The organism is Cohnella faecalis, assembly GCF_003570905.1.
Lineage (GTDB): Bacteria > Bacillota > Bacilli > Paenibacillales > Paenibacillaceae > Cohnella > Cohnella faecalis.
The window spans coordinates 1162522-1184285 of sequence record NZ_QXJM01000039.1 but is presented as its reverse complement, the minus strand read 5'-3'; the positions used below and the strand labels follow the sequence as shown (position 1 = coordinate 1184285).

23 protein-coding genes are annotated in these 21764 nt (G+C 55.0%); 8 read left to right on the top strand and 15 right to left on the bottom strand.

Translation table 11 applies throughout. The features are described 5' to 3' along the window. Positions 1–15: 15 nt before the first annotated feature. A complete protein-coding gene (gene galE, locus D3H35_RS18310) occupies positions 16–1005 on the bottom strand; it encodes a UDP-glucose 4-epimerase GalE (RefSeq protein WP_119150665.1) in 990 nt (329 codons plus the stop codon). A 2-nt stretch (positions 1006–1007) separates the two neighbouring features. Continuing rightward, complete coding sequence (locus tag D3H35_RS18305) at positions 1008–2189, bottom strand: galactokinase (RefSeq protein ID WP_119150664.1); 1182 nt, start codon at positions 2187–2189, stop codon at positions 1008–1010. Positions 2190–2360: 171 nt separating this feature from the next. Between D3H35_RS18305 and D3H35_RS34235 the strand changes: the two genes are divergently transcribed. Together D3H35_RS34235 and D3H35_RS34230 are read left to right on the top strand one after the other, a co-directional pair. After that, complete coding sequence (locus tag D3H35_RS34235) at positions 2361–2900, top strand: AraC family ligand binding domain-containing protein (RefSeq protein ID WP_325050094.1); 540 nt, start codon at positions 2361–2363, stop codon at positions 2898–2900. Beyond that, the gene (locus D3H35_RS34230; RefSeq protein ID WP_325050093.1) at positions 2795–3244 is read left to right on the top strand and encodes an AraC family transcriptional regulator; all 450 of its coding nucleotides are present in this window, start codon (positions 2795–2797) and stop codon (positions 3242–3244) included. Before D3H35_RS34235 ends, D3H35_RS34230 begins: the two co-directional genes overlap by 106 nt. A gap of 34 nt (positions 3245–3278) precedes the next feature. Here D3H35_RS34230 and D3H35_RS18295 read toward each other — a convergent pair whose 3' ends face one another. Continuing rightward, the gene (locus tag D3H35_RS18295; RefSeq protein WP_119150663.1) at positions 3279–4295 is read right to left on the bottom strand and encodes an asparaginase; all 1017 of its coding nucleotides are present in this window, start codon (positions 4293–4295) and stop codon (positions 3279–3281) included. 197 nt (positions 4296–4492) lie between these two features. On the opposite strand from D3H35_RS18295, the gene D3H35_RS18290 reads away from it, so the two are divergent. Together D3H35_RS18290 and D3H35_RS18285 are read left to right on the top strand one after the other, a co-directional pair. Further along, on the top strand, positions 4493–4720 hold the full coding sequence (locus D3H35_RS18290; protein ID WP_147355888.1) for a hypothetical protein: 228 nt from the start codon (positions 4493–4495) through the stop codon (positions 4718–4720). A 22-nt stretch (positions 4721–4742) separates the two neighbouring features. Further along, the gene (locus tag D3H35_RS18285) at positions 4743–5615 is read left to right on the top strand and encodes a LysR family transcriptional regulator (protein WP_233567985.1); all 873 of its coding nucleotides are present in this window, start codon (positions 4743–4745) and stop codon (positions 5613–5615) included. Between the two features lie 72 nt (positions 5616–5687). Here the strand turns inward: D3H35_RS18285 and D3H35_RS18280 are convergent, their stop codons facing one another. Then, positions 5688–6701, bottom strand: a complete 1014-nt coding sequence (locus D3H35_RS18280; RefSeq protein ID WP_119150660.1) for a glycosyltransferase family 2 protein — start codon at positions 6699–6701, stop codon at positions 5688–5690. 27 nt (positions 6702–6728) lie between these two features. Next, positions 6729–8537: a phospholipid carrier-dependent glycosyltransferase gene (locus D3H35_RS18275; protein WP_119150659.1), complete on the bottom strand. Its 1809-nt coding sequence runs from the start codon at positions 8535–8537 to the stop codon at positions 6729–6731. A 182-nt stretch (positions 8538–8719) separates the two neighbouring features. Here D3H35_RS18275 and D3H35_RS18270 point away from each other — a divergent pair, with 182 nt between their 5' ends. Further along, entirely contained in the window at positions 8720–9037 is a 318-nt protein-coding gene (locus D3H35_RS18270; protein ID WP_158594176.1) for a YtxH domain-containing protein, read from the top strand. 86 nt (positions 9038–9123) lie between these two features. Continuing rightward, positions 9124–9510: a hypothetical protein gene (locus tag D3H35_RS18265; protein WP_119150657.1), complete on the top strand. Its 387-nt coding sequence runs from the start codon at positions 9124–9126 to the stop codon at positions 9508–9510. A 395-nt stretch (positions 9511–9905) separates the two neighbouring features. On the opposite strand, the gene D3H35_RS18260 is transcribed toward D3H35_RS18265, so the two are convergent. The 6 genes from D3H35_RS18260 to D3H35_RS18235 form a co-directional block, all read right to left on the bottom strand. Then, a complete protein-coding gene (locus tag D3H35_RS18260) occupies positions 9906–10811 on the bottom strand; it encodes an IS3 family transposase (RefSeq protein ID WP_233567784.1) in 906 nt (301 codons plus the stop codon). A gap of 35 nt (positions 10812–10846) precedes the next feature. Next, positions 10847–11170 carry a transposase gene (locus D3H35_RS18255; RefSeq protein ID WP_119148149.1) on the bottom strand — a complete coding sequence of 108 codons (324 nt, stop codon included), beginning with the start codon at positions 11168–11170 and terminating at the stop codon, positions 10847–10849. A gap of 650 nt (positions 11171–11820) precedes the next feature. Further along, a complete protein-coding gene (locus D3H35_RS18250; RefSeq protein WP_119150655.1) occupies positions 11821–12156 on the bottom strand; it encodes a hypothetical protein in 336 nt (111 codons plus the stop codon). Positions 12157–12244: 88 nt separating this feature from the next. Then, a complete protein-coding gene (locus tag D3H35_RS18245) occupies positions 12245–13024 on the bottom strand; it encodes a sigma-70 family RNA polymerase sigma factor (protein WP_119150654.1) in 780 nt (259 codons plus the stop codon). Beyond that, entirely contained in the window at positions 13021–13461 is a 441-nt protein-coding gene (rsbW, locus tag D3H35_RS18240) for an anti-sigma B factor RsbW (RefSeq protein ID WP_119150653.1), read from the bottom strand. Before rsbW ends, D3H35_RS18245 begins: the two co-directional genes overlap by 4 nt. Before the next feature lie 37 nt (positions 13462–13498). Further along, entirely contained in the window at positions 13499–13819 is a 321-nt protein-coding gene (locus D3H35_RS18235) for an STAS domain-containing protein (RefSeq protein ID WP_119150652.1), read from the bottom strand. Positions 13820–14001: 182 nt separating this feature from the next. Between D3H35_RS18235 and D3H35_RS31400 the strand changes: the two genes are divergently transcribed. Together D3H35_RS31400 and D3H35_RS18230 are read left to right on the top strand one after the other, a co-directional pair. Beyond that, entirely contained in the window at positions 14002–14160 is a 159-nt protein-coding gene (locus D3H35_RS31400) for a hypothetical protein (protein WP_199728543.1), read from the top strand. After that, the gene (locus tag D3H35_RS18230; RefSeq protein WP_233568056.1) at positions 14157–15461 is read left to right on the top strand and encodes an NAD(P)/FAD-dependent oxidoreductase; all 1305 of its coding nucleotides are present in this window, start codon (positions 14157–14159) and stop codon (positions 15459–15461) included. The genes D3H35_RS31400 and D3H35_RS18230 overlap by 4 nt, the downstream gene beginning before the upstream one ends. A gap of 51 nt (positions 15462–15512) precedes the next feature. On the opposite strand, the gene D3H35_RS18225 is transcribed toward D3H35_RS18230, so the two are convergent. The 4 genes from D3H35_RS18225 to D3H35_RS18210 form a co-directional block, all read right to left on the bottom strand. Next, entirely contained in the window at positions 15513–16019 is a 507-nt protein-coding gene (locus D3H35_RS18225) for a general stress protein (RefSeq protein WP_119150651.1), read from the bottom strand. Positions 16020–16109: 90 nt separating this feature from the next. Beyond that, on the bottom strand, positions 16110–16952 hold the full coding sequence (locus D3H35_RS18220) for a CheR family methyltransferase (protein ID WP_119150650.1): 843 nt from the start codon (positions 16950–16952) through the stop codon (positions 16110–16112). Then, a complete protein-coding gene (locus D3H35_RS18215) occupies positions 16949–20602 on the bottom strand; it encodes a response regulator (RefSeq protein ID WP_119150649.1) in 3654 nt (1217 codons plus the stop codon). The genes D3H35_RS18220 and D3H35_RS18215 overlap by 4 nt, the downstream gene beginning before the upstream one ends. Beyond that, entirely contained in the window at positions 20599–21756 is a 1158-nt protein-coding gene (locus D3H35_RS18210; protein ID WP_119150648.1) for a SpoIIE family protein phosphatase, read from the bottom strand. Before D3H35_RS18210 ends, D3H35_RS18215 begins: the two co-directional genes overlap by 4 nt. Positions 21757–21764 lie beyond the last annotated feature (8 nt).

Sequence of the window (21764 nt, the reverse complement as noted above, 5' to 3'; positions counted from 1 at the left end):
TCAAGTCCTTCCGTCTTATCTTAAGCCGTAGCCTTTCGGATTTGCGCTATGCCATTTCCATGCGCTGGCGATAATGTCTTCAAGCTTGTCGCGGCGAGGACTCCAGCCAAGCTCGCTGCGGGCGCGGTCGGAAGAAGCGATAAGAATGGCGGGATCTCCCGAGCGGCGCGGCTCGATCTTCGCGGGAATCGGATGTCCCGTCACCTGCCGGGCAATATCGACAACTTGCTTGACGGAAAAACCGTTGCCGCAGCCCAGGTTGTAGACGGAGCTTTCGCCGCCTTCGCGAAGGCGGTCTAGCGCAAGAAGGTGAGCGTCGGCCAAATCGCTGACGTGAATATAATCGCGCACGCAGGTGCCGTCTTCCGTTCCGTAGTCGTCGCCGAATACGGATATGAACTCTCTTTGCCCGAGAGCGACCTGCAAGACGAGCGGCACCAGATGGGATTCCGGCTCGTGATCCTCGCCGATCCTACCGCTCTCGTGGGCACCCGCCGCGTTAAAGTATCGCAGCGACACCGATTTGACGCCGTGAGCGACATCGAACCAACGAATCATTTTTTCCATCGAGAGCTTGGTCTCGCCGTAAGCATTGGTCGGCAGCGTCCGGTCAAACTCTTCGATAGGTACCTTCTCCGGTTCGCCGTAAGTAGCCGCGGTCGACGAGAATACGATGCGTTTAACGCCTGCCTTCACCATTTGCTCTAGCAGGCATAGCGTTCCGTACACGTTGTTGTGATAATATTTGCCCGGGTCCTTCATGCTCTCCCCGACCAACGAATTCGCCGCGAAGTGAATGACCCCGTCGATGTCGTTCTCGGCAAACACCTTCTCCAGAAACTCCGCATCGCGGATATCGCCCTCGTACAGCTTGCCGCCCAGAATCGCTTCCCGATGACCTTGATAGAGATTGTCGACGATAACGACCTGCTCGCCCTTCTCCAACAAAGCCGCTACCGCATGGGAGCCGATGTAGCCTGCTCCTCCCGTTACCAATACTGCCATATCTATTCCTCCTCCTTTATTTCATGAACACCGTCGCCGATGTCGCAAACATAGAAATCCGGGTGAAGCCCTGTCGCCGCTTCGTATTTTTGGCCGACCTCGGTTTGGAACCGTTCGACGGAAGCCTGATGGACAAGCGATACCGTGCAGCCTCCGAAGCCCGCTCCCGTCATGCGGGAGCCAAGCACGCCGGGTACGGCCCGGGCGGCGTCCACCATCGCGTCAAGCTCTGCGCCGGTTACTTCGTATTGATCGCGAAGCGAGTCGTGAGAAGCGTTCATGAGCAATCCGAACGCGGCCAGATCGTTGCGGAGAAGCACCTCCATCGAGCGGGAGACGCGGTCGATTTCCTCGACGACGTGACGGGCGCGCAGCCGGACGGTCTCGTCGGAAATCAGATGAGCGTTCGCATTGAACTGCTCCAAAGTCAATTGACCTAGCAGCGTCAGACCGGGAAACTCGGCGCGAAGCTCCCGCACCGCTTGCTCGCATTGGGCGCGGCGCTCGTTGTACTTGGAATCGACCAATCCTCTGCGCTTGTTCGTGTTGCCGATGACCAGCTTATAGTCGCCGGAACGGAACGGCACCAGCTCGTGCTTCAGCGTGTCGCAATCGAGCAGAATCGCGTGATCCTTCCTTCCGTTCGCAACCGCGAACTGGTCCATAATGCCGCATTTGACGCCGACGAACTCGTTCTCGGCATGCTGCGACCATTGCGCAATCTCGACCGTGTCCGTCCGCTTTCCTTCAAGCGTAAGAAGGGCGAAAGCGGTAACGACTTCTATCGAAGCCGAGGAGGACAATCCCGCTCCGTTCGGAATTTCGCCATGGTAGAGAAATTCATAGCCCGAGCTTAATTGAATTTCTCTTAGAGCAAGCTCCCACACGATACCCTTCGGATAGTTGGTCCAATCGTCCGCTTCCTCGAACGCGATTTTATCAAGGGAAATTTCCCGGGTAATAGAGAAGTTTGTCGAGGCGAACAGAAGCTTGCCGTCGTCACGAGGGCGAATAAGAAGCGTCGTGCCGAACGTCAGTGCCGCCGGGAACACAGAGCCTCCGTTGTAATCCGTATGCTCGCCGATCAGATTCACGCGTCCCGGCGCCAAAAAAACGCGAATTTGCCGGTCGTCGTCCCCGAACTTTTCTATGAACAGCTTTTTAAGTTCCGATACCCGAACCATGATTAAGCCACCTTTTTTTGAAGAGATGAAGGATTGAATTAATTCAAGTATAACGAAAAAAGCGGCGGCGGAAAAATGGCGGGAAGTGCTTTCGATATGGAGAAATGTGACTTTCGGACACGAAACTAAAGTAATCTATGTTAAAATGCAACTAACCGAGGAGGATGCCCTATGCCTGATCCAGCCACCTATCGCGTCGCTTCCAATCCTGTCGGCGTGGAACCGGAAGAGCTGACCGTCCTGTTCGCGGGAGAGAGCCAGACCGCGCCGAATCATCGGGCAGGTCCGAAGGTTGTCGACTACTATTTGCTCCATCATGTTCTTTCGGGAAAAGGAATGTTTCAAGTCGGCGAATTCGAAGCCGAGCTGGAAGCCGGTCATAGCTTTCTTATCTATCCAAGGCAGCTCGTCAGCTATACTTCCGACGAACGCGAGCCGTGGCGCTATCTTTGGATCGCCTTCGCGGGCGAGCGAGCTTCCGCTCTCGTCGAAAAATCCGGGCTGACGGAAGAACGTCCGGTCGTCGACACCGGAACGGACAGCGCCCCGAAGAGCGATGCCGGAGCATCTACGAAGCGTTCAGGGCGCGAGGCCGATCCGCTTCCTTGGAAGCCAACGGGCATTTGCACCTTCTGCTTGCAGCGTTCCGGGAATCGGCGGTCGAAGACTCGGCTTCCCCTCTGCGCCCGGACTCGCATAGCGAGGAACTGACCCGGCAGGTTGCCCAATATTTGTCCGCCCAATATGCGGAGCCCGTTACCATCGAGGGGATGGCGGAGGCTCTGGGCTATAACCGGGCGTATTTGTCCCGGCTGTTCAAGCGGGAAACCGGCCTGTCGCCGGCCACTTTCCTGTCCAAGCTAAGAATCGGTCACGGACGGCGGCTGCTTCGCGAAAGACCCGAGCTGACGGTAGAGCAAATCGCTTCGTCGGTCGGATTTCCCGACGCTCTCTACTTCTCCAAGCAGTTCCGCCGATGGCACGAGCAGTCGCCTACCGAATATCGACAGACGGTTGCAAGATCAAATAAAAAGGGAGCCGTTCCCGACCGATAGCCGTCAGCGGCATGCCATCGAGCAAACGGACGGCTTAAAACAGGGTCTCCTTGTGCCCGGCCACATCGCCCGTATCGTTCACGTACTCCGACGGATAACGGGCCTCCAGGCTCGCCATCGTCTGCGCCGATACTCCGCCGAGACGCTTCAGCAGCGCGATTGCGATTAACGCCCACGGCATTTCCGAGCCGTCGCTGACGTGAATGGCGATGCCGAGTCTTTCGCGTCTCAAGCCGATCGCGAACAAGCCTTGAGCTCCGCTTTTGGCGACGATGTTCGGGTCCGCCAGCAGCAAGCTGGCGAGCCGCCCCTGCCCTTCCACAAGCTCCGGGTGACGGTTCATCGCCTGAGCGACACGGCCTGCGGCTTCAGTCGAAGCCGCAGCCGGCGCCGTATCGAGACAAGCGAGTCTCGCATAGGCAAGCGCGATGCTGCGCAAGGGCACCGCAGCGGCAGGAAGGCCGCAGCCGTCCCGACCGAAGGCGCTGTCGTTCTCGTCCGTATTCGTCCATGACCGAATATGCCGAACGACCTGCTTCTGCGCGGGATGATCGATTCGCGTATAGCCTTCCAGCGGCCATCCGGACAGCTTGCTCCACGCCAGCATTCCGAGATGCTTGCCCGCGCAAGTATGATACAGCTTGCGCGGAGATTCGCCGTCTCTGGCCCACTCGTCCCGCGATTTGGCATTGATGGGCGCTCCAGCCCGGAAAGCGAACGCCTCCTCCGGAATGCCCGCTTTTTTTCGCATTTCGTCCAATGCTTCGACTTGCGCCGGGAACCCCCGATGCGAAGCGGCCAGCATGGCCAGATGCCTGTCTTCCCAATCATAAGCCTCCGCAACGCCTCCAAGCAGCGGGCCTATCGCTTGAAGAGGCTTGCCAGCCGATCGGATAAAGGCCGCAGCGTCCGCGTCTCCGTAAGCTTCCACTATTTTCCGGTTATCCGCCGAAACGACGCAAATCCGTCCCCTGTGAACATTTTCCGGCAGCCCGCCTCTAATCGTCAAAACCAAAGGAACGTCGCCTGCGGTTGCCAATCGTTCTGTCATCGTTCGCTCCCCCTGTGCCCTTATACGTTCTAATGTTCAACCATTGGATAGTTAGATTGATACTCCGTCTCTTCCACTATGCACAAAAGAAAGGCAAACGGCAAATGTCCTCTTCCCCATGGATGCGTTTCCATCGAAAAACCCGATAGATGCCATGAAAAACAAAGGATAACTGACTTTGCCGAAGTGGTGGTAAGATGAACCAACGACAATTGGGGAGGCGAAAAAAAGTGTTGATCGACGACTATTCGGCCTTTAGAATATGGGAATGCGAGCGGCTGGAACGTGAAAGAAAGCTGGGAATCAAGCGGTCCGCAGAACTGTTCGAGCCGCTTAAGGCGGATGCAGGCGCGTCTTCAAAACTTGCATCCTTGCTCAGTAGAATTTTCGGCAAACGAGGACGGGCCGCTCAGACGGGACGGTGACGGGAATTTGGACTTCGTATTTTTGAAATCATTCATCGAAGTGGCAAGATGCAACAGCTTCACGAAAGCGGCGGAAAGCCTCGGCTATGTTCAGTCCAGCGTCACCTCTCACATTCAGAAGCTGGAGACGGAATATGGGGTGCTCCTCTTCGAAAGATACGGAAGAACGGTCCGGTTAACGTCGGCAGGCGAGCAGCTCAAGGAAACGTTCGAGAGGATTTTGCAGCTGTACGACGACTCCTTAGCCGTTATTTCCCGCCAAGTAAAGGGACATCTGGACATTGGAACAATCGAATCTTTAATGGCCTTCTTTCTTCCCCAAGTTTTTCATCGCTTCCGACAAACCTATCCGCAAGTCTGCCTTCAAGCGCTGCCGCTGTCCGAGACGCAAATTTTGCATCAGGTCAAATCCGGCGATTTGGATCTCGGCATCGTGCTCGACCGCCCGATCAAAGATGACGACGTTGAAGCCATCATTCTGCGAGAAGAGCCCCTCGTGCTCGTATCCGCGCCGGACCACCCACTATGCGGGGCGCACCATCTCGAAGTCTCTCAGCTCGTCGGTCAATCGTATGTCGCGACGGAGAACGGCTGCACGTATCGAGCCGCGTTCGAGGGGCTGCTGGGCCGCCACGGCGTCTCCTATCATATCCACCATGAATTCGGCAGCCTCGAAGCGATCAAGCAATGCGTAAGCTACGGGCTAGGTATCGGCTTGCTGCCCCGGATCGCCCTTGAGCGCGAGCTCGCGGAAGGCCGGCTAGTCTCGCTTCCGTTCCGGCACGCGGAAATGACGGTCTACTCCCAGGTTATCCATCACAAAAAGAAATGGTTCGATCCTGCGATCCGTCATCTCGTCGATCTTCTCAAAGAAACGGCCCGATCGGCGGCCTAGCCCCGCCAAAACAAAAAGGGACAGTCGCTAAGGCCAGCCTTGAGCTGCGGCCTTTCGCTTCTGTCCCTTTGATTATTTTCCGGCTGTCAGCACCGGCTTCGGGTCCGACTTCGCACGAGTTTCCTCGGCTCGATCCGCAACCGCTCCGCTCTCGAAGTTCACCTTCTCCGACACCAAGTACAGAGGCCGACGCTTCGACTCCTCGTACGTCCGGCCGATATACTCTCCCAAGACGCCTAGCAAGGACAACGTAATCCCATGGAAGAACAAGCTGATGATGATTAGCGATGTCCAGCCTTTTTGGGTCGTCTCCGTAAACAAGCGCTGGTACAGAACGATTAACAAATAGATAAAGCCCGCCGCGGACAGCAAAAATCCGAGTATTCCCGCGAACTTCAGCGGCTTCGTGGAGAACGACGTAATGGCGTCCAACGAAAGCTTGATCATTTTGCGCAGCGGATACTTCGTCTCTCCGGCGAATCTTTCTTCCCGCACGTATTCGACCGAAGCTTGACGGAAGCCCGCCCAGCTCACCATACCGCGAATAAACCGGCTACGCTCTCGCATTTCGCATAGCGCGTCGCATACTTTGCGATCCATCAGCCGGAAATCGCCCGTATCGACTGGAATATTGACCGACGTCATCGATCGCAGCAAACGGTAGAACATGGCGGCCGTCGTTTTCTTGAACCACGTCTCGCCTTTGCGGGCAATCCGTTTGCCGTACACGACATCGTAGCCTTCCCGCCAGCGCTCGACCATGTCTTTAATAATTTCCGGCGGGTCCTGCAAATCGGCGTCGATCAGCACGACCGTTCGTCCGGAAGAGTAATCCATCCCAGCGGTCACCGCAATCTGATGGCCGAAATTACGCGAAAAATCGACGAGCTTCACCCGGGAATCCGAGGCGCATATGCCGTGGACGATGTCCGCTGTGCGGTCCCTGCTCCCGTCATTCACGAAAATAATCTCATATGTCTCTCCAAGCGATTCGAGTACGTCGGACAGTCGACGGTACGTCGTTTCGATGACTTCTTCTTCGTTGTACATGGGAACGACGACGGACAAAAAACAACCCTTGCTCATGGACCGACCTACCTCCTAAATGCAACCTCAGAATCCCCAGCTCGGGAGCCAGCGAATCCATATGTTCATCCATTCCCGGCTTATCGTAATTCCCGTATAGACCGGATAGAACCAGACGAGCAGCGCGGCCGCCCCTCCGACGACAATCCAAGTCACGCGGTTGCCGTAACGAAATGATTCTTCCACACGCTGCAGCATCCATACCAAGGACAGAATAAGCAACGGCACCATCGGAAAATAGTGATACAAAAACGTAATGCTTCGCGGCGCCACCATCCATGGGACGTAAAAAGACAAGTAGGCGACGGTCAACGTAAGCACAACCCTGTCTCGTCTGCGGACGATTCCGAACCACCACGACGCGATGAACGCCAGCAGCCCTACCCACCAGACGACGGGATTGCCGATTGCGGCGATGCTTTGCGCGTCTCCCGGAGCGAGATCCTTGCCCCCGTAATACCAGACGGGCCTCAGCATAAGCGGCCATGTATACCATTTGGAAGCGTAGGGATGCTGTTCTTTGACCCCTTTGTGATAATGGTACATATTCTTCTGGTATTGCCATAAATCTTTCCAGTTATCATCGACTTTCGTTGCCCGTTCGTAAGGAATGTAAGATACGGTGTACACCGAAGCCGGCAAAGCGACGAAAAACACCGCCGCGGCAACGAGCGTAACCAGCGCCCTTTTTGCTATTCCGCCTTCGCTATCGCTTCTTGCTTCGCCGATTCGGCGTATGAGAGCGAGGAAAAACAAGATCGCAAGCCCCGCCCCGCCGTAGAGGTAGTTCCATTTGACCGACGCCGCCATTCCGAAAAACAAACCGCTCAGCGCAAGATACCCAATCCCCCGCCACAGCCCGCCGTTTCTCCAAGCCGTCTCCCCGAAGCGATACATCGCGTAAAACATGACGATCGTAAAGGTTACGCCGAAAATATCGACATTCGCCATGCGGGATTGGACGACATGGAACCCTTCCATCACAAGCAACAGTGTCGCCAGCGTCGCGTACCGGGTTCGGCGGAAGTAGCCTCGCGCCGCCCAATAGAACAAAGGCACCATCAGCGTCCCGCCTACGGCAGCCATGAATCGCCAGCCGTAAGGCGTCATGCCGAACAGCTTGACCCCAATCGCGAGCAATACTTTGCCCAGAGGCGGATGCGTGTTTTCGTAAGGCTCCATGCCCTCGACGAACTCGTAAGCCGTCCGTCCGTGGTAAATTTCGTCGAAGTACATGCTGTTCCGATAATCCGCCCGTTCGGGAGCCCACTGCTGCTCGTCGAAAAGCTGCTCTCCGCCGCCTTCCGATTCCGCCCCCTTCGTCCCGATCGGTTCTATGCTTTCGACCGGAATCGGCACGGTAACGCCATTCGTATAGAAAGCGGCTTCATACAGCCGATAGCCTGTCCGTTCGGCTGTGAACCGAAAATAACGCGCATCCACCCGCGTATCTTTCTCGTGCTTCCACGTGAACACTCGATTCGTCGAATGCTCGATGCTCTGATAAGGCAACCATGTCTTGCCGTCCAAAGACATTTCGATCTTAGTCTGTCCCTTGGCCCCCGGGCCTTCGTACAGGTTAAGCCTGTCGACTTGTCTCGGCTGGCCGAAGTCGACGACGAAGCCTTCTCCGGACAAATCCGGCTTCCAATACGTTTGGGGACCGGTTCGGTTGCCCAAATCGGTAAATGCCATCAAGGCGGCGGCCAGCGTCAACAGCCCGACGAGAATAAAGTCGACAGGCTTCCAGCGCCGTTCCTCGCGTCGGGAATCGTTGGAGCTGCCGCTCCTTCCCCAGTGCACCGGCGAGGCGCCAGCGTTATTTTGGAATTCCATATCCGTCCTCGCTCTCTTGTCTCACATTATCTTTACTATTGTAGACGAAAGCGCTCCTTGCGGGAAGAGCGCGTTTCATTAGCCGCCTCCGAAGGGTAATAGACCAACAAGACGGCATTCGGGCCGGCAGACTGCCGGTCGAAGCGCCGTCAAGGGTTCAACCGTACAAAGGAGGAATGAACATGGCTGCTAATAAGGGAATGTTCAAGGGAGCTTTGATCGGAGGCGCCGTTGGCGCGGCGACAGCGTTGCTGTTCGCTCCGAAATCCGGCCGCGAGCTGCGGAGCGACATTAAAAACCGGTACATCGACGCACAGGATCGGACGAAGCAATTCGTCTCCGACGTGACTTCAAAAGCGAAAGACACGGTCAGCCAAGTCGGCGATCAAGCATCCGATCTCGTAGGCAAAACGCGATCCGCGATCCGGTCGGCCAAGGACGAGCTGGAGACGTGGAAAGAAGATCGTAAAGAAGAGCAGGCGCAGAAGAGCGGTCATTAAGCGGGCTGTTGGCGGGTTGAACCCGCCATTGGTGCGCGGAGACTGAGCTTGCTGGCAGGTGGAACCGTTATTGCGGCGGAGACTGCGTGTCGCTGGATGGATGGAACCGCTATTGCTGCGCGAAGGCTGAGCGTGCAAGCGGGGATGACGGAGGCGGCGCTTCGGAGGGCGGTATGCCGAAAGTCGGCCTCGTCCCCCTGTTCCGGCGTTCAACGAAGGAGGTGTCGACTATGGCTTATCGCAAATCCAAAGTGTATAGTGATGTCTCGCCAACCGCACGGCGGTACTCACCCGAACGAGGAGACCGGCTGCTTTCGTCGCCCATGCCGCCAAAATCCGTCGAGGAAGCCGACAACGGATCGATGGTGCAGGATCTAGCGGACTTGAAGCGGCTAGGCAAAGATATGGAGCGAGTCAAAACCGGTCAAGAACTGCAAGAAGAAGGTTTCGTTTCCGATCCGATTCAGCATTGAATTGACCGCAACCCACACCACCGCTAAGATAACGTTTAATGAAGATCGTCGACAATTCGGCCGCTTCTATCGGCTTCGTTGTCGGCGATTTTCTATTTGTTAAGTACTATTGCTCCTGCGCTGCTCCCTGCACTTACTGCCTGTGCGTACTGCCTGTACGTGCTTCTTGTACGTGCTTCTTGTACGTGCTGCTTGTACGTGCTGCCGTCTCGTTCTGTCAAATGTGCAGCTCCTCCTCCGTCCCTCGTCTGAAGATTAACTGTAGAATGCACAGTTAATTTTCTAAAAAAACCAAATTTACATAAATTAACTGGAGAACCGGCTAGGCCCCTTAATTCTGGAGTCAGCCCCACATAAAAAGGCGCACGCGTAGCCTAGTTCTGTTTATCATGCTTTTACACAGCTCTATAAAATGGTGTGCGGTCTTCAAGCTGCATAACCCACTTCGAAAATTCTTCTGGTGGCATACGTTTTAAGCTTCCATGCATCCGCCGGTTGTTGTAGAAGTCCATGTACGTATCAAGTGCAGCGTACGCCTCTTCAAAGGTCATGAAGACGGCTTTGGAGAACAGGTTGTCTTCGAGCACGCTGTGAAAAGACTCGATATAGGCGTTCATGTTTGGTGTACGAGGTGGGATTCTCTCGTGCGTAATATCGAAGGCTTCGCATGTATCTCCAAATAGCGTACTGACGAATTGAGGCCCGTTGTCGGTGCGCACAATAGGGAATGGTCCTGTTTCGCCGACACGCTGGCGTAAGGCTGTCACTAGCGTCTGAACCACATGCTTCGCTTCACACACATGTCCTCTGTACTGGCCGACAGCTACCCGATCGAACACGTCAATAATGGTGGCTACGAAAAAGAATCGTTCCCGCCCAGCCACATAGCCATACTTAATATCCGCCTGCCACAGCTGGTTCGGGCCTGTGATCAGGTGGTTCCTTGCAAGTCTTCTGGGGTGCTTTACTTTCCGTTTTCGTTGCTCCTGCAAGATACCGATCTCTTGACAAAGCCGATGCGCTTTCTTCTTATTCAAGATCAGATCGCATTCGTTTCGTAAGCACTGTGCCAGCAACTTGTAGCCGTACACGTGCTCTTCGCCCTCTACGAGTTCAAGCAGCCATTCCCGAATCTGCTCATCGCTTACCCGTTCTCCCGTCGTCGTGAGGGAGAAACCGGGGAATGGGCGACCTCTGCCACGATCGGTGGACCGGTTGCCCGCATCTGTGTTTGGTGTATGGCTTCGTTTTTTACGCGCGTAGTAGGACGATTCTGCTACATCCAGAATGCGTAGGACCAGTGCTGTCTTTTCGCCCCGCTTAATAAACTGGTCGGCTACTTCGAATTTTTCAGATAAGCGGGGTTCTTCTTTTTTAGAAGCTCGTGGAGAATTTCATTTTCGAGTTCTTTTTCGCCAAGCTTCTTTAAGGCCAGGTTGTATTTCTCTTCGATTTCTTGGAGCCGTTTCAGCTCCTGGATTTGCTCGTCTGTGGAAGGGAGCTGGTCAGGCCCTACCTTATCGCCGTACTCTCTTACCCAGTTACGTATCGTTTCTGGATGGATTTCATATTTGCGACCTAATACCGCAATCTTTACACCGGATAGCGCTTCTCTGACAATCTGCATTCGTTTTTCCTCAAGCACTTTTCCTAATCGCATACTGTCCGCCTCCCCATATAAATAGTCTAATTCAATTGGGGGACAGGACTCCAGTTTAATTAGGGGGCCGTGGAGGAACATACAGCTAATCCGCCAACAAACCCCTGTCCTACTTCAAAATGATGCAAATACCTGTACATAGTGCATTCCACTATTCCAGAGCGTACTTCGCGGGAAAAATAACAGTATATTTTACAGCAAAGCAAGGCCTACGGTCCAAAACACACATCCTGACGAATGTATGGGAGTCCCTCCCACTGGCGCGCGTTCTGCACACCTTTATCATCGAATATGCGGGAGCTACTCCCACTGTTGCGCGCTCTAGACACCTTTGTCATCGAATGTGCGGGAGCTGCTCCCACTGGCGCGCGTTCTGCACACCTTTGTCATCGAATGTGCGGGAGCTACTCCCACTGTTGCGCGCTCTGCACACCTTTGTCATCGAATATGCGGGAGCTGCTCCCACTGGCGCGCGTTCTGCACACCTTTGTCATCGAATGTATGGGAGTCCCTCCCACTGGCGCGCGCTCTGCACATAAACGAGAGCTGCCCCTTCGGTCCATGACGACCTTAAGGAACAGCTCCTAATCGCTGAGTGCTTATTGGTTTGAGTCCAGAAAGCGGACGTTAGATGCCGCGCACTACCGCGCTTATTCTCTAACAACAGCCTTTTCTCTCTCGAACATGTCTCTCAAGTCCGTGGAAGAACGAGGCGACTCTAGCAGTTCAAGAACAGATAAAGCCTGCAAGCCGTCCTTCTTCAGTTGATTCTGGTCCAAATGGTAGCCGTACTCTTTGGAAAGTGTAAAGACGACATGGAAGCTTTCCGCCGCTTCAACCGCGTTGCCCAGCGAATGAAAAGCCGCCACCTTGCTGCCGAAGCTAAGCGGATTAGTCCGGGAACTAACAGTGAGATGAAATCCGTCTTCTTTCTCCAAGACATAAATATCGCTGCCCGGACAAGCAATTCGGTATTTTATCGTCATGATTCCCAGCTCCTCTGAACGATAATGTCTAACGTAATACTTATTACCCGTTCAGCAGCCGGTGAAACATCTGCGCCCGTCCCTTCGATTATGCCCCTTCTTCTCCCGTTTGCTCGTTCAGCAGCTCCTTCATCTTCTCAATAGCCCGCTTCTGAATTCGCGAAACGCTCATTTGGGAAACGGATAGACGGTCGGCAATCGAGCGCTGCGACAAGCCTCCGGCAAATACGAGCTGAAGCACCTGTCGTTCCTCCGGCTTCAGCTTCGACAAGGCCTCGTCCAAATCGATCTTCCTCTCCAACGCGGTGAAGTCGTCGGAAGGCGCGCCGATCATATCGCCCAATACCGCCGTATTCTCATCGTCGGAAGTCGGAGTATCCAGCGAGACGTAATGATAGAGGTCGCGTCCCGCCAATATTTCCAACGTTTCCTCGACTTCAAGCTCCAGATGCGCCGCTATCTCCTCTACGTTAGGCGAACGCTCCAGGATCAGGGTAAGCTCGTCGATCGTTTGCTGAACGGCCAACCCTTTCTCCTTGATCCTTCGGGGGACTTGAATGTACCAGGATTTATCTCGCAAATAATTTTTCATATGGCCGATAATGCTCTTCATGGCATAGGGCTCGAACGGCATTCCCAGCTTCGGGTCAAACTGCTTTAGCAGCCTGAATAAGGACATCTGACCGACCTGGAACAAATCGTCGAACAAGTCCGGCCGATTCCGGGACATCTTGTTCGCAGCCATCTTCACAAGCGGCTCAAAATGCCGAATGAGCTGGTCGGCAAGCTCTTCGTCGAAAGTAGTCTGATACTCGATCAGTACGGAGATCGCGTCGTCGGGCAGACGCGCCGATCCGGCCGGGTTCATGCCGTCTCTTTGCTTTGCGCTCTGCGTTTGGCCAACGTAACCGCGGTACCGTTCTCATTGCTTACTTCCACGCGGTCCATGAGAGCTTGCATTAAATACAGACCCAATCCGCCCGACTGGATTTCATCAATCGTTTTGCCGTGCAGCGTTTTACCTTCTCCGATTCCCGAAGGAGAAAAGCTGACTCCCCGGTCGCGTACCGTAATGACCAGTTCCTCCTCCGATGCGACGAACGTCACCTCGACGATTCCGTCTTCCGCGCCGTATGCGTGCAGTACGGCGTTGTTGCACGCCTCGGATACCGCGACTTTCATATCTTCGATTTCCTCGAAAGAAAATTTCATCTTGGTAGCAAAACCGTACAAATTCAAACGGATGATATCGATAAATTCCGCGCGCGCTGGCACCGTCAACGTCACTTGTCCTTCTAGGATCATGATGGTTTGATCACATTCCTTTCTTTAAAATGCTTCGTTATTCCGCAGCCGCCAAAAAAGGAGTAATCCCGGTCATATCGAACAGTTTGCGAATGTGCTCCGGCACGTCCTCTACATCGAACGGCGCTTGTCTCGAATGTCTCGCCTTCAGAACCGAGATGAGAATTCCAATTCCCGTGCTGTCGATATACTTCAATTCGCTCAAATTCAAGGTCAGTCTCCGGTCGGCAAGCCCCATGAGCGGCTCCATCGCCGCACGCATCTGAGACGCCACCTCCAGGTCCAGCTCTCCTCCGACATGGACGATAGTGCGATCTTCCCGGTTATCCGTGCGGAGCGTAAGTTTGTTCGTGCGCATGTATATCCCCTTTCCACTCGTTATGTACGAGGTGCTGTTTGAAGTTCGCCCTAATGATGTTATAACCCGCTTCCGCCCCCAATGAAACAATGCGCCTCTTTTTATTCCTGGTTTCGAAAAGGGGCCGGGCGGGGTACACGTTTATTGTAGCAAACGAACAGGCGGAAAGGAGGTAATGACAAATGACCGAGCGCAATGTGGACATTGAAGAGCGGCGCGTTGAACGTAAATCGGACTCCAGCGTCGTGCTTTCCACCTTTATCAAATACGCCGCTTATTTAATTATCTTTTTCGGGGCACTCTATTTTATCGTCCGGTATATTTTCCCTTGGTTCAAGTGACCGCCGATGCAAGGCCGCTTCCGGATTTATCCGGGGGCGTTTTTATTTGCTACTACGTCAAAGGGGTGGAGAACATCTACTTACATACGGGTTCCTTGTACTGGCCCGCGACATTGCCCGGCCATCGGAGCTATCCGGCGCTTCGGGAGCGAATCCGAACGAAAGCCGTCATCGTCGGGGGAGGAATGTCCGGCGCGGTCTGCGGATACGTGCTCGCCAAGAGCGGCATTCCTGCCGTCCTGATCGAACAGCGGACGGTAGCGTCCGGAAGCACTTCGTCGAACACCGGATTGCTGCAATATTCCAACGATAAAATGCTGTCCGAATTCGCTTGCGAAATCGGAGAGGAGGCTGCCGTTCGTTTTTACCGGGCGTGCAAGCAAGCCGCCGAGCATATCGCCGATATCGCCGAGTCTCTTCCCGGAAAGTCGGAATTCAAGCGCCGCAGCAGCCTGTACTTCGCTTCTAACGCTCAAGACGTCCCGGCGCTTAGAAAAGAGTACGACCTGCTCGTACGCCACGGCTTCGATGCGGACTGGTGGGACGTGGAACGCATAAGCTCCCGTTTTCCTTTTCGCAAGGAAGGAGCTATCGTAACCAGGGGAGACGCGGAAATCAATCCGTTTCGATTCGTACACGGAATGGCGGAAGCGGCGGCCGACAGCGGGCTGCGTATTTTCGAAAATACGGCTATGCTGTCGACGGAAGGCAAGAAAGGCGCTTATCGAATCAGGACGGATAACGGCGAGATCGAAGCGGAGCACATCGTCTATGCGGTAGGCTACACGCCCGAAACCGCCGGAGGCCAATGGATCCGCGCGAATCTGGGCCGATCCTACGCAATCGTCACAAGTCCTCTGCCTTCGCTGGCCGAATGGCATGAGAGGTTCATGCTATGGGAGACGGCGCGGCCGTATTTGTACGCCCGAACGACCGCTGACAATCGGCTGATCGTCGGTGGACTGGACGAGAACGTCCGCACGCCCGTGCTGCAAGCTCAGGACGTACGGACGCGAGCGATGCGATTGCTTGCCGAAATTAAAAAGCTGTTCCCCGGCCTGAAGCCGAAAATCGATTATTCCTGGTGCGCCGCATTCGGCGAATCGGCCGACGGCTTGCCATGGCTCGGGGAGGATCCCGACCGGCCCGGTCAGCACTATTGCCTCGGCTACGGCGGCAACGGGACGATTTACAGCATGCTGGGCGCCCAAATTATCCGCGACCGTATTCTGGGCGAGAATAATCCCGTCGCCGATATCGTGAAGCCGAACCGTTTGGTTGCGGCATCTCGATCAAAATAAAAACAGGGCTGTCCCGCAAGGATAAAAAACCTTGCGGGACAGCCCTGTTGCTTAAGAGCGAATATCCTTGGCCCCCGCGTGGCGGAGCAGCTGCTCCGCCTGCGCTTCCTCGCCGGATTCCGCCAGCAACAAGTAGCTTCCTTCGTTCAATGCAACTCCGCATTGACCCGCCGCTTCGTCCGAAACGCCGATATTCCGAAGAATCTCCGTCGTTCGAACCTCATCGTCTCCGTCCAAGCCGCCGACGATTGTACCGTAAGCGGCGGCTCCTCCGACGTAGCCGTAGCCGAACGTTCCGGTTGTCGTTCCCATAATGGCGGCGGGAAGAACAATCGTATCGCTTTCGATCCCGTCTGCCGCCGACTCTTTTTGCCCTGCGGCGCGGATGGCGGTTAACTCCTCGATGGGCACATCTGTCTCGGAGACGAGCCAGCGAGCGGATTCCGCGTTTTTGACGACGACGCGAATATCGCCTTGCTCCAGGCCGGCTTCGCGAAGCAACCGAATAGCCTCGGCGACGTCGCTTTCCCGGTCGAAAATACCGATGGTCATAGCCACGCTAATCCCCCCTTCCCCTTAAATATACCCCGGCGGAATTGTTTTGAACCGGAGAAGGCGCAGAAGAGAGCAAGCCTTGCGGCTAAACCGTTACGGGTTTTTGCGGTAAATCCGGTTTCGGTCGTCGAACGCGTCGTAGCAGCCGCTCCTTGAGGTGAAGGTTATCGATTCTTTGCTGCCGACTGTCAGAAACCCTCCGGACGCGAGGCTTTCGTGAAACAGCCCGTGAACGCGGTCGCGAAGCTCCCCGTCGAAATAGATCATGACGTTGCGGCACAAAATAACGTGAAACTCGTTGAACGAACGGTCCGTCACAAGGTTGTGGCGGGCGAAGACGATATTTTTCCTTAGCGAAGGCTTCAGCATAACGAGACCGTGCTCGGCGACGTAATAATCGGAGAACGAGGCGAGCCCTCCGGACGCTTGGTAATTTTTCGTATACAGCTTCATCCGGTCGATCGGAATGAAGCCTTCTTTCGCCCGCGAGAGAGCGTCCTCGCTAATATCGGTCGCGTAAATGCGCGTCTTATCGAGGAGTCCTTCCTCGTGAAGCAGAACCGCCATGGAATAAGCCTCTTCCCCGGTCGAGCAGCCTGCATGCCAGATTCGCACGTAGGGGATTTCGCGGAGAATCGGAACGACATTGCGCCGGAACGAGAGGAACATATCCGGATCGCGAAACATTTCCGTTACGGGAATAACCAGATCGCGCAGCAACCGATGGAACAGGACGCCGTCGTGAAGCACCTTTTCCAGCAGAGCGGATACGGTTGGTAGCCCCTCCAGATGGATTCTGTGCCACACTCTCCGTCTCATCGTCGAGTAGGAATAGCGGCGAAAATCGTGCCCGTATTTGCGGAAGATTCCTTCGAGCAGCAGCGCGATCTCGATTTTTTCCGTATCCGGATCGACGTCGTGCGAATGGTTCGTCATCGATACAGCCACACTCTCATCAAGGACAACAGCTGATCGGTATGAACCGGCTTCGCAATGTAATCCGACGCCCCCGCTTCAATGCATTTGCCTCTGTCATCCTTCATCGCCTTTGCAGTAAGCGCGATGATGGGAAGCTTGCTCCACTGGGGATTCTCCCGAATTTTTCGCATCGCCTCGTAACCGTCCATCTCAGGCATCATAATATCCATTAAGATCAAATCGACGTCCGCGTTTTCCTTCAGCTTCTCGATAGCCTCCCTGCCGTTCTCCGCCACCACGACCTCCATCTGACGGTGCTCCAGCACGCTGGACAATGCGAATACGTTGCGGACATCATCGTCGACAAGCAGAATTTTTTTGTGCTCGAACGCCTCTTCCTTCCGATGAAGCTTCCGCAGAAGCTCCCTCTTCTCTTCCGGAAGATCCTCCTCTACGCGGTGGAGAAATAACGTTGTCTCTTCCAGCAATCGCTCCGGCGATTTGACATCCTTCAGTAGGATGGTATCGGAGTACCGATGAAATCGGCGTACCGTTTCTTCGTCCCGTTGACTGTCCGCTCCGTGCAGGATGACCGGCAGCCGCCGCATTGACGGCTTCTTGCGAATTCGGTCGAGCAGTCGGGTTACCCCGCGGTCGGACAGGTCCGCGCTAATGACGACACAATCGAATTGGCCCGTCTCGAGCAACCCCCAGGCGGTCTCGGCATCGGCGACGCCCGTGACGGCAACGTCGTCATAGCCGATCAATTCCGATAGGCTCGCTCTCTCGACGTCGTTTCCTTCCACGAGCAGCAGATGCTTCGGCTTGTTGTCCAGCACGGCGCTGAAGTTAGCGAACACCTCCTCCAGCTGCTCCCGGTTGACGGGCTTCTGCAGATGGTCGATCGCTCCCATCCTCATTCCATGCGGCGATTGTTCCGCAACGGAGACGACGTGCACCGGAATATGCCGGGTTTCGGCATTGTCCTTAAGCGCGTAAAGCACCGTCCAGCCGTCGGCTACCGGCAGTTGAATGTCAAGAATGATCGCATCGGGAATGAACGTGCGCGCGGCTTCGATCCCTTCGTCGCCCCTAAGCGCAATTATTCCCTTATAGCCGCGTGAACGCGCCATTTCGAGCAGCACCCTGGCAAAGCTGACGTCGTCCTCTATGATGAGCAGCACTTTGTCGCCCTTCGAAATCGTATCCCGGTCATCCTCGACTTCCGGTGCAGCCGGAGCGGCGGCCGCCGCTGTCTGTTCTTGCCCCCGTTCCAGCTCCAGAATAGGACTCAAAGCTTTGTCGACCTTCACCTCGCTGAATGTTTCGGGAAGCACGAGGGTGAACGAGCTCCCTTTGCCCGGCTCTGTGCAAAGGCCGATCCAACCTCCCAGCAGTCTTGCAAGCTCGCGGCTGATCGTCAGACCAAGCCCCGTCCCCCCGTATTTGCGGTTCGTTGTGCCGTCGGCTTGTCGGAACGCTTCGAAGACCGATTCACGGTTTTCCGGAGCTATTCCGATTCCCGTATCGGTAACCGTAAACGCCAAATAGGACATACCCTCGATTCGATCCGGCGAACGCAGCTGGTCCTCGGACGGACGGGTGACGGTTACTTCAACCGACCCCGTCTCCGTAAATTTCATTGCATTGGAAAGCAAGTTGCGCAATATTTGGTTCAACCGATGCCCGTCGGTTCGGAACGAATCGGGCAACTCGTCTGCGACGCTAATTCCGAATCCGAGACCTTTCCGCAGTGCCATCGGAGCGTACATATGCTCGATCGATGCGGTAATATCCCCGATCGCCATCCATTCCGGATGAATATCCATCTTGCCTGCGTCTACTTTGGACAAATCCAGAATTTCGTCGATCATCTTCAACAGCTCGGACCCCGACGAATGAATTGTCCGCATATACTCCTGCTGCTTGTCGGTCAAATTGCGTTCCTCATTTTCCGTCAAAAACTCGGACAGAATGAGCAAGCTGTTGAGAGGCGTGCGAAGCTCGTGCGACATATTCGCCAGAAACTCGGATTTGTACTTGCTCGAAAGCGCCAACTGCAGCGCTTGCCGCTCCAGCTCCGAATTGGCTTTGGCAATTTGGCGGTTCTGCATGTCGGTTCTCTTGACGTGCTCTTCCAGCGACATCGTCTTGAGAGTGAGCTCCTGGTTCGTATGCTCAAGCTCTTCCTGCTGCTGGCGAAGGCGATCCTCGGATCGCTTCAGAATGCTCTTCTGCGCTTCCAGCTTATCGTTCGTCTGCCGCAGCTCTTCCTGCTGCGCAATTAATTCTTCGGACTGCGCCTGCAGCTCCTCGGACTGAGTTTGCGATTCCCGCAGCAGCTCCTCGACCCGCTGGCGGGAGCGGATGTGGTTCATGATCGTGGCGAATTTTTCGCACAGCGCTGCGGCCAATTCGTCGTTCTCGGCCGGGATCGGCGCAAGGGAGGCAAGCTCCAGCACGCCGATCACTTCCTCATCGAAGCGAATCGGATAGAGCGCCAGCTGTCTCGGGCGAGCCGAACCAAGCCCGGAGGAGATTTTGACGTAGTCTTCCGGCACATCGTCGAGCTTGAGCGGCGAATATCCCATTGCGCATTGACCTACGAGACCTTCTCCTCGACGGAAGGAGGCGGTCGGTTTAAGCGGGTTTTCCCCGTCGTCCAAGGCGGCATAGGCTCCCGCAAGCGTAAGCTTCTCTCCCGCCCCCAGCGCATCCGTCAAATAAACGGCAGCGTAAGAAGCGCCCAAATAAGGAGCGAATTCAGCGACGAACGACTGGGCGATCTTGTCAGGTTCCGACGTTTGGCGAAGCAGCTCCGGAACCCGCGCCAATTGGCCGTCCATAGCCGCTTGGCGCTTCTGCGCTTCGTTGAATCGGGCTTCCAGCTCGTTCTTGGCGTGAAGCTCGAGCGCGATCCGCTTGAAGATTCCGGCAAGATCGCCGAGCTCGTCCTTGGATCTGACCTCCATGCGCGAAAAGCTCTTCAGCCGGCCTCTTCCGAAGCGCTCCGCCATTTTGCCCAGTTGATTCAGCCCTCTCGTAATGCTGGGGATGACCAGCCAAATGATCAATCCGCCTAGCAAAATACCGAACGCGGTCGAAGCGGCCGTCAATCTTACCGAGTCTGTATACGCTTGTTTGGAGGAAGCAATGTCGGCTTCAAGCGATTTTTGCTCGAAGGTTACGACCGAGTTCAACGAATTGATGAAAGCGTCCTGAAAGCTTCTTCCTTGAGACAAAAGAAGAGCTTTGGCATCATCGACCCGACCATTCTCCGCAAATTCGATAAACCGCTGCAAAAACTCCTCATAGCGGCCTTTGTTGAAGTTCAACTCGTCCAAAATTTGCTGCTCCGAAGGAGAAATGTTGAGCTTGGCGAACTTCTGGATCTGCTCGCTTACGTTAGATATTCTCGTCTGAATATTGTCTGTCGCCTGCTCCGGATTGTCCACGTTGCCAAGCAGAAAATCGTTAATGCTTCTTCCTGCGGAGTTGACCTCCCCCCGTGCATTCAGCACGAGCACAACCTTCAGAAACCGGTTCTCGTAAAAATCGTTCATGCTCTCGTTCATCTTCGAGAGTCTGCCGTAGCTGAGAGAAGTATTGATGACCATGATCAACAGGAGCAGCGAAAATCCGCCTATCAGCTTGGATCTTATTTTCATGATAATCTCTCCCGTACGACTTCTATCTTGATCAAGCAGCGATCATCGGAGCGGCCGTCCAAAGGCTGGCATTGAATAAGCTGGTCGACGCTGTCCTCGTCCTCGCTCGATTGAAGCAAAAACTCGGCCAGCCGGTCGATTTGCGCCAAATCGTCGCCTGGAAACGGTCCGAGAACGCCGTCCGTGTAAAAGTAAAGCTTGTCGCCGGATTCGATCTCGATGACGTCGGACTGCGGCTGCATCGAATCGAACATGCCAAGCGGAGCCGAGGTCGTCCCCAGCCGGATCGGATTGGTTTTCCCCCGCTTGTAGAGCAGTCCCGGCGGATGACCGGCATTCGCGTATTCGAGCCTGCCGCGTTCCAAGTCAATCGTGGCATATATCCCCGTGCAATAATAGGTAATGAGCTCATGGTCGAATTCGAGGCTCAGCAATCGCCGGTTCAACTCGCGGAACACTCGTTCCGGCGACCATAACGTTCGCATCGCCTCCTTCAGCACGGAAGCGACGAACATGCTGACCAATGAAGACGACAGCCCGTGTCCCATCGCATCGATAACAGCGAAGCACCACCGGCCTTCGTCGATTCGATGCCACATGTACAGGTCTCCAGCGAGCTGCTCCGAAGCGCGGAAGAACGCTTTGGCCCGAATAACGTCCCCTTCCATGTCATCCGGGAGCACCGATTCTTGCACCTTGCGGGCAAGCGTCAGCTCCTCCTGCATTTTCCTGTCGTGCTCCTTGTGCCAATCCAGCTCCCGCTTCAGCCTCAGCGCCGTCCGAATCCGGGCGAGAAGCTCCGTCTTGTTGATCGGCTTCGTAACGAAATCGATCGCGCCGGCGTCGAGCGCTTCGGCCAGCTTGCGGGAGTCTCCTATAGCCGTCACCATAATGACCGGTATGTCCCGATAGCGGGCGTCCGTCTGGATGATCCGGCAAGCTTCGATTCCATCCATGACGGGCATCATTAAATCCAACAAAATCAAATCGATCTTCGGAGGAGAATACGAGGAGGGATCGAATGTGCCGTCCAGCACGTCGAACATTTCCTTCGCCGAAGACGCCGTGCTTATTTTCTCATAACCGGCTCTTTTGAGCATTTCTTGAACGACCATAATGTTGGTCGCGTTATCGTCTACGATTAATACCCTCATGATCGTCT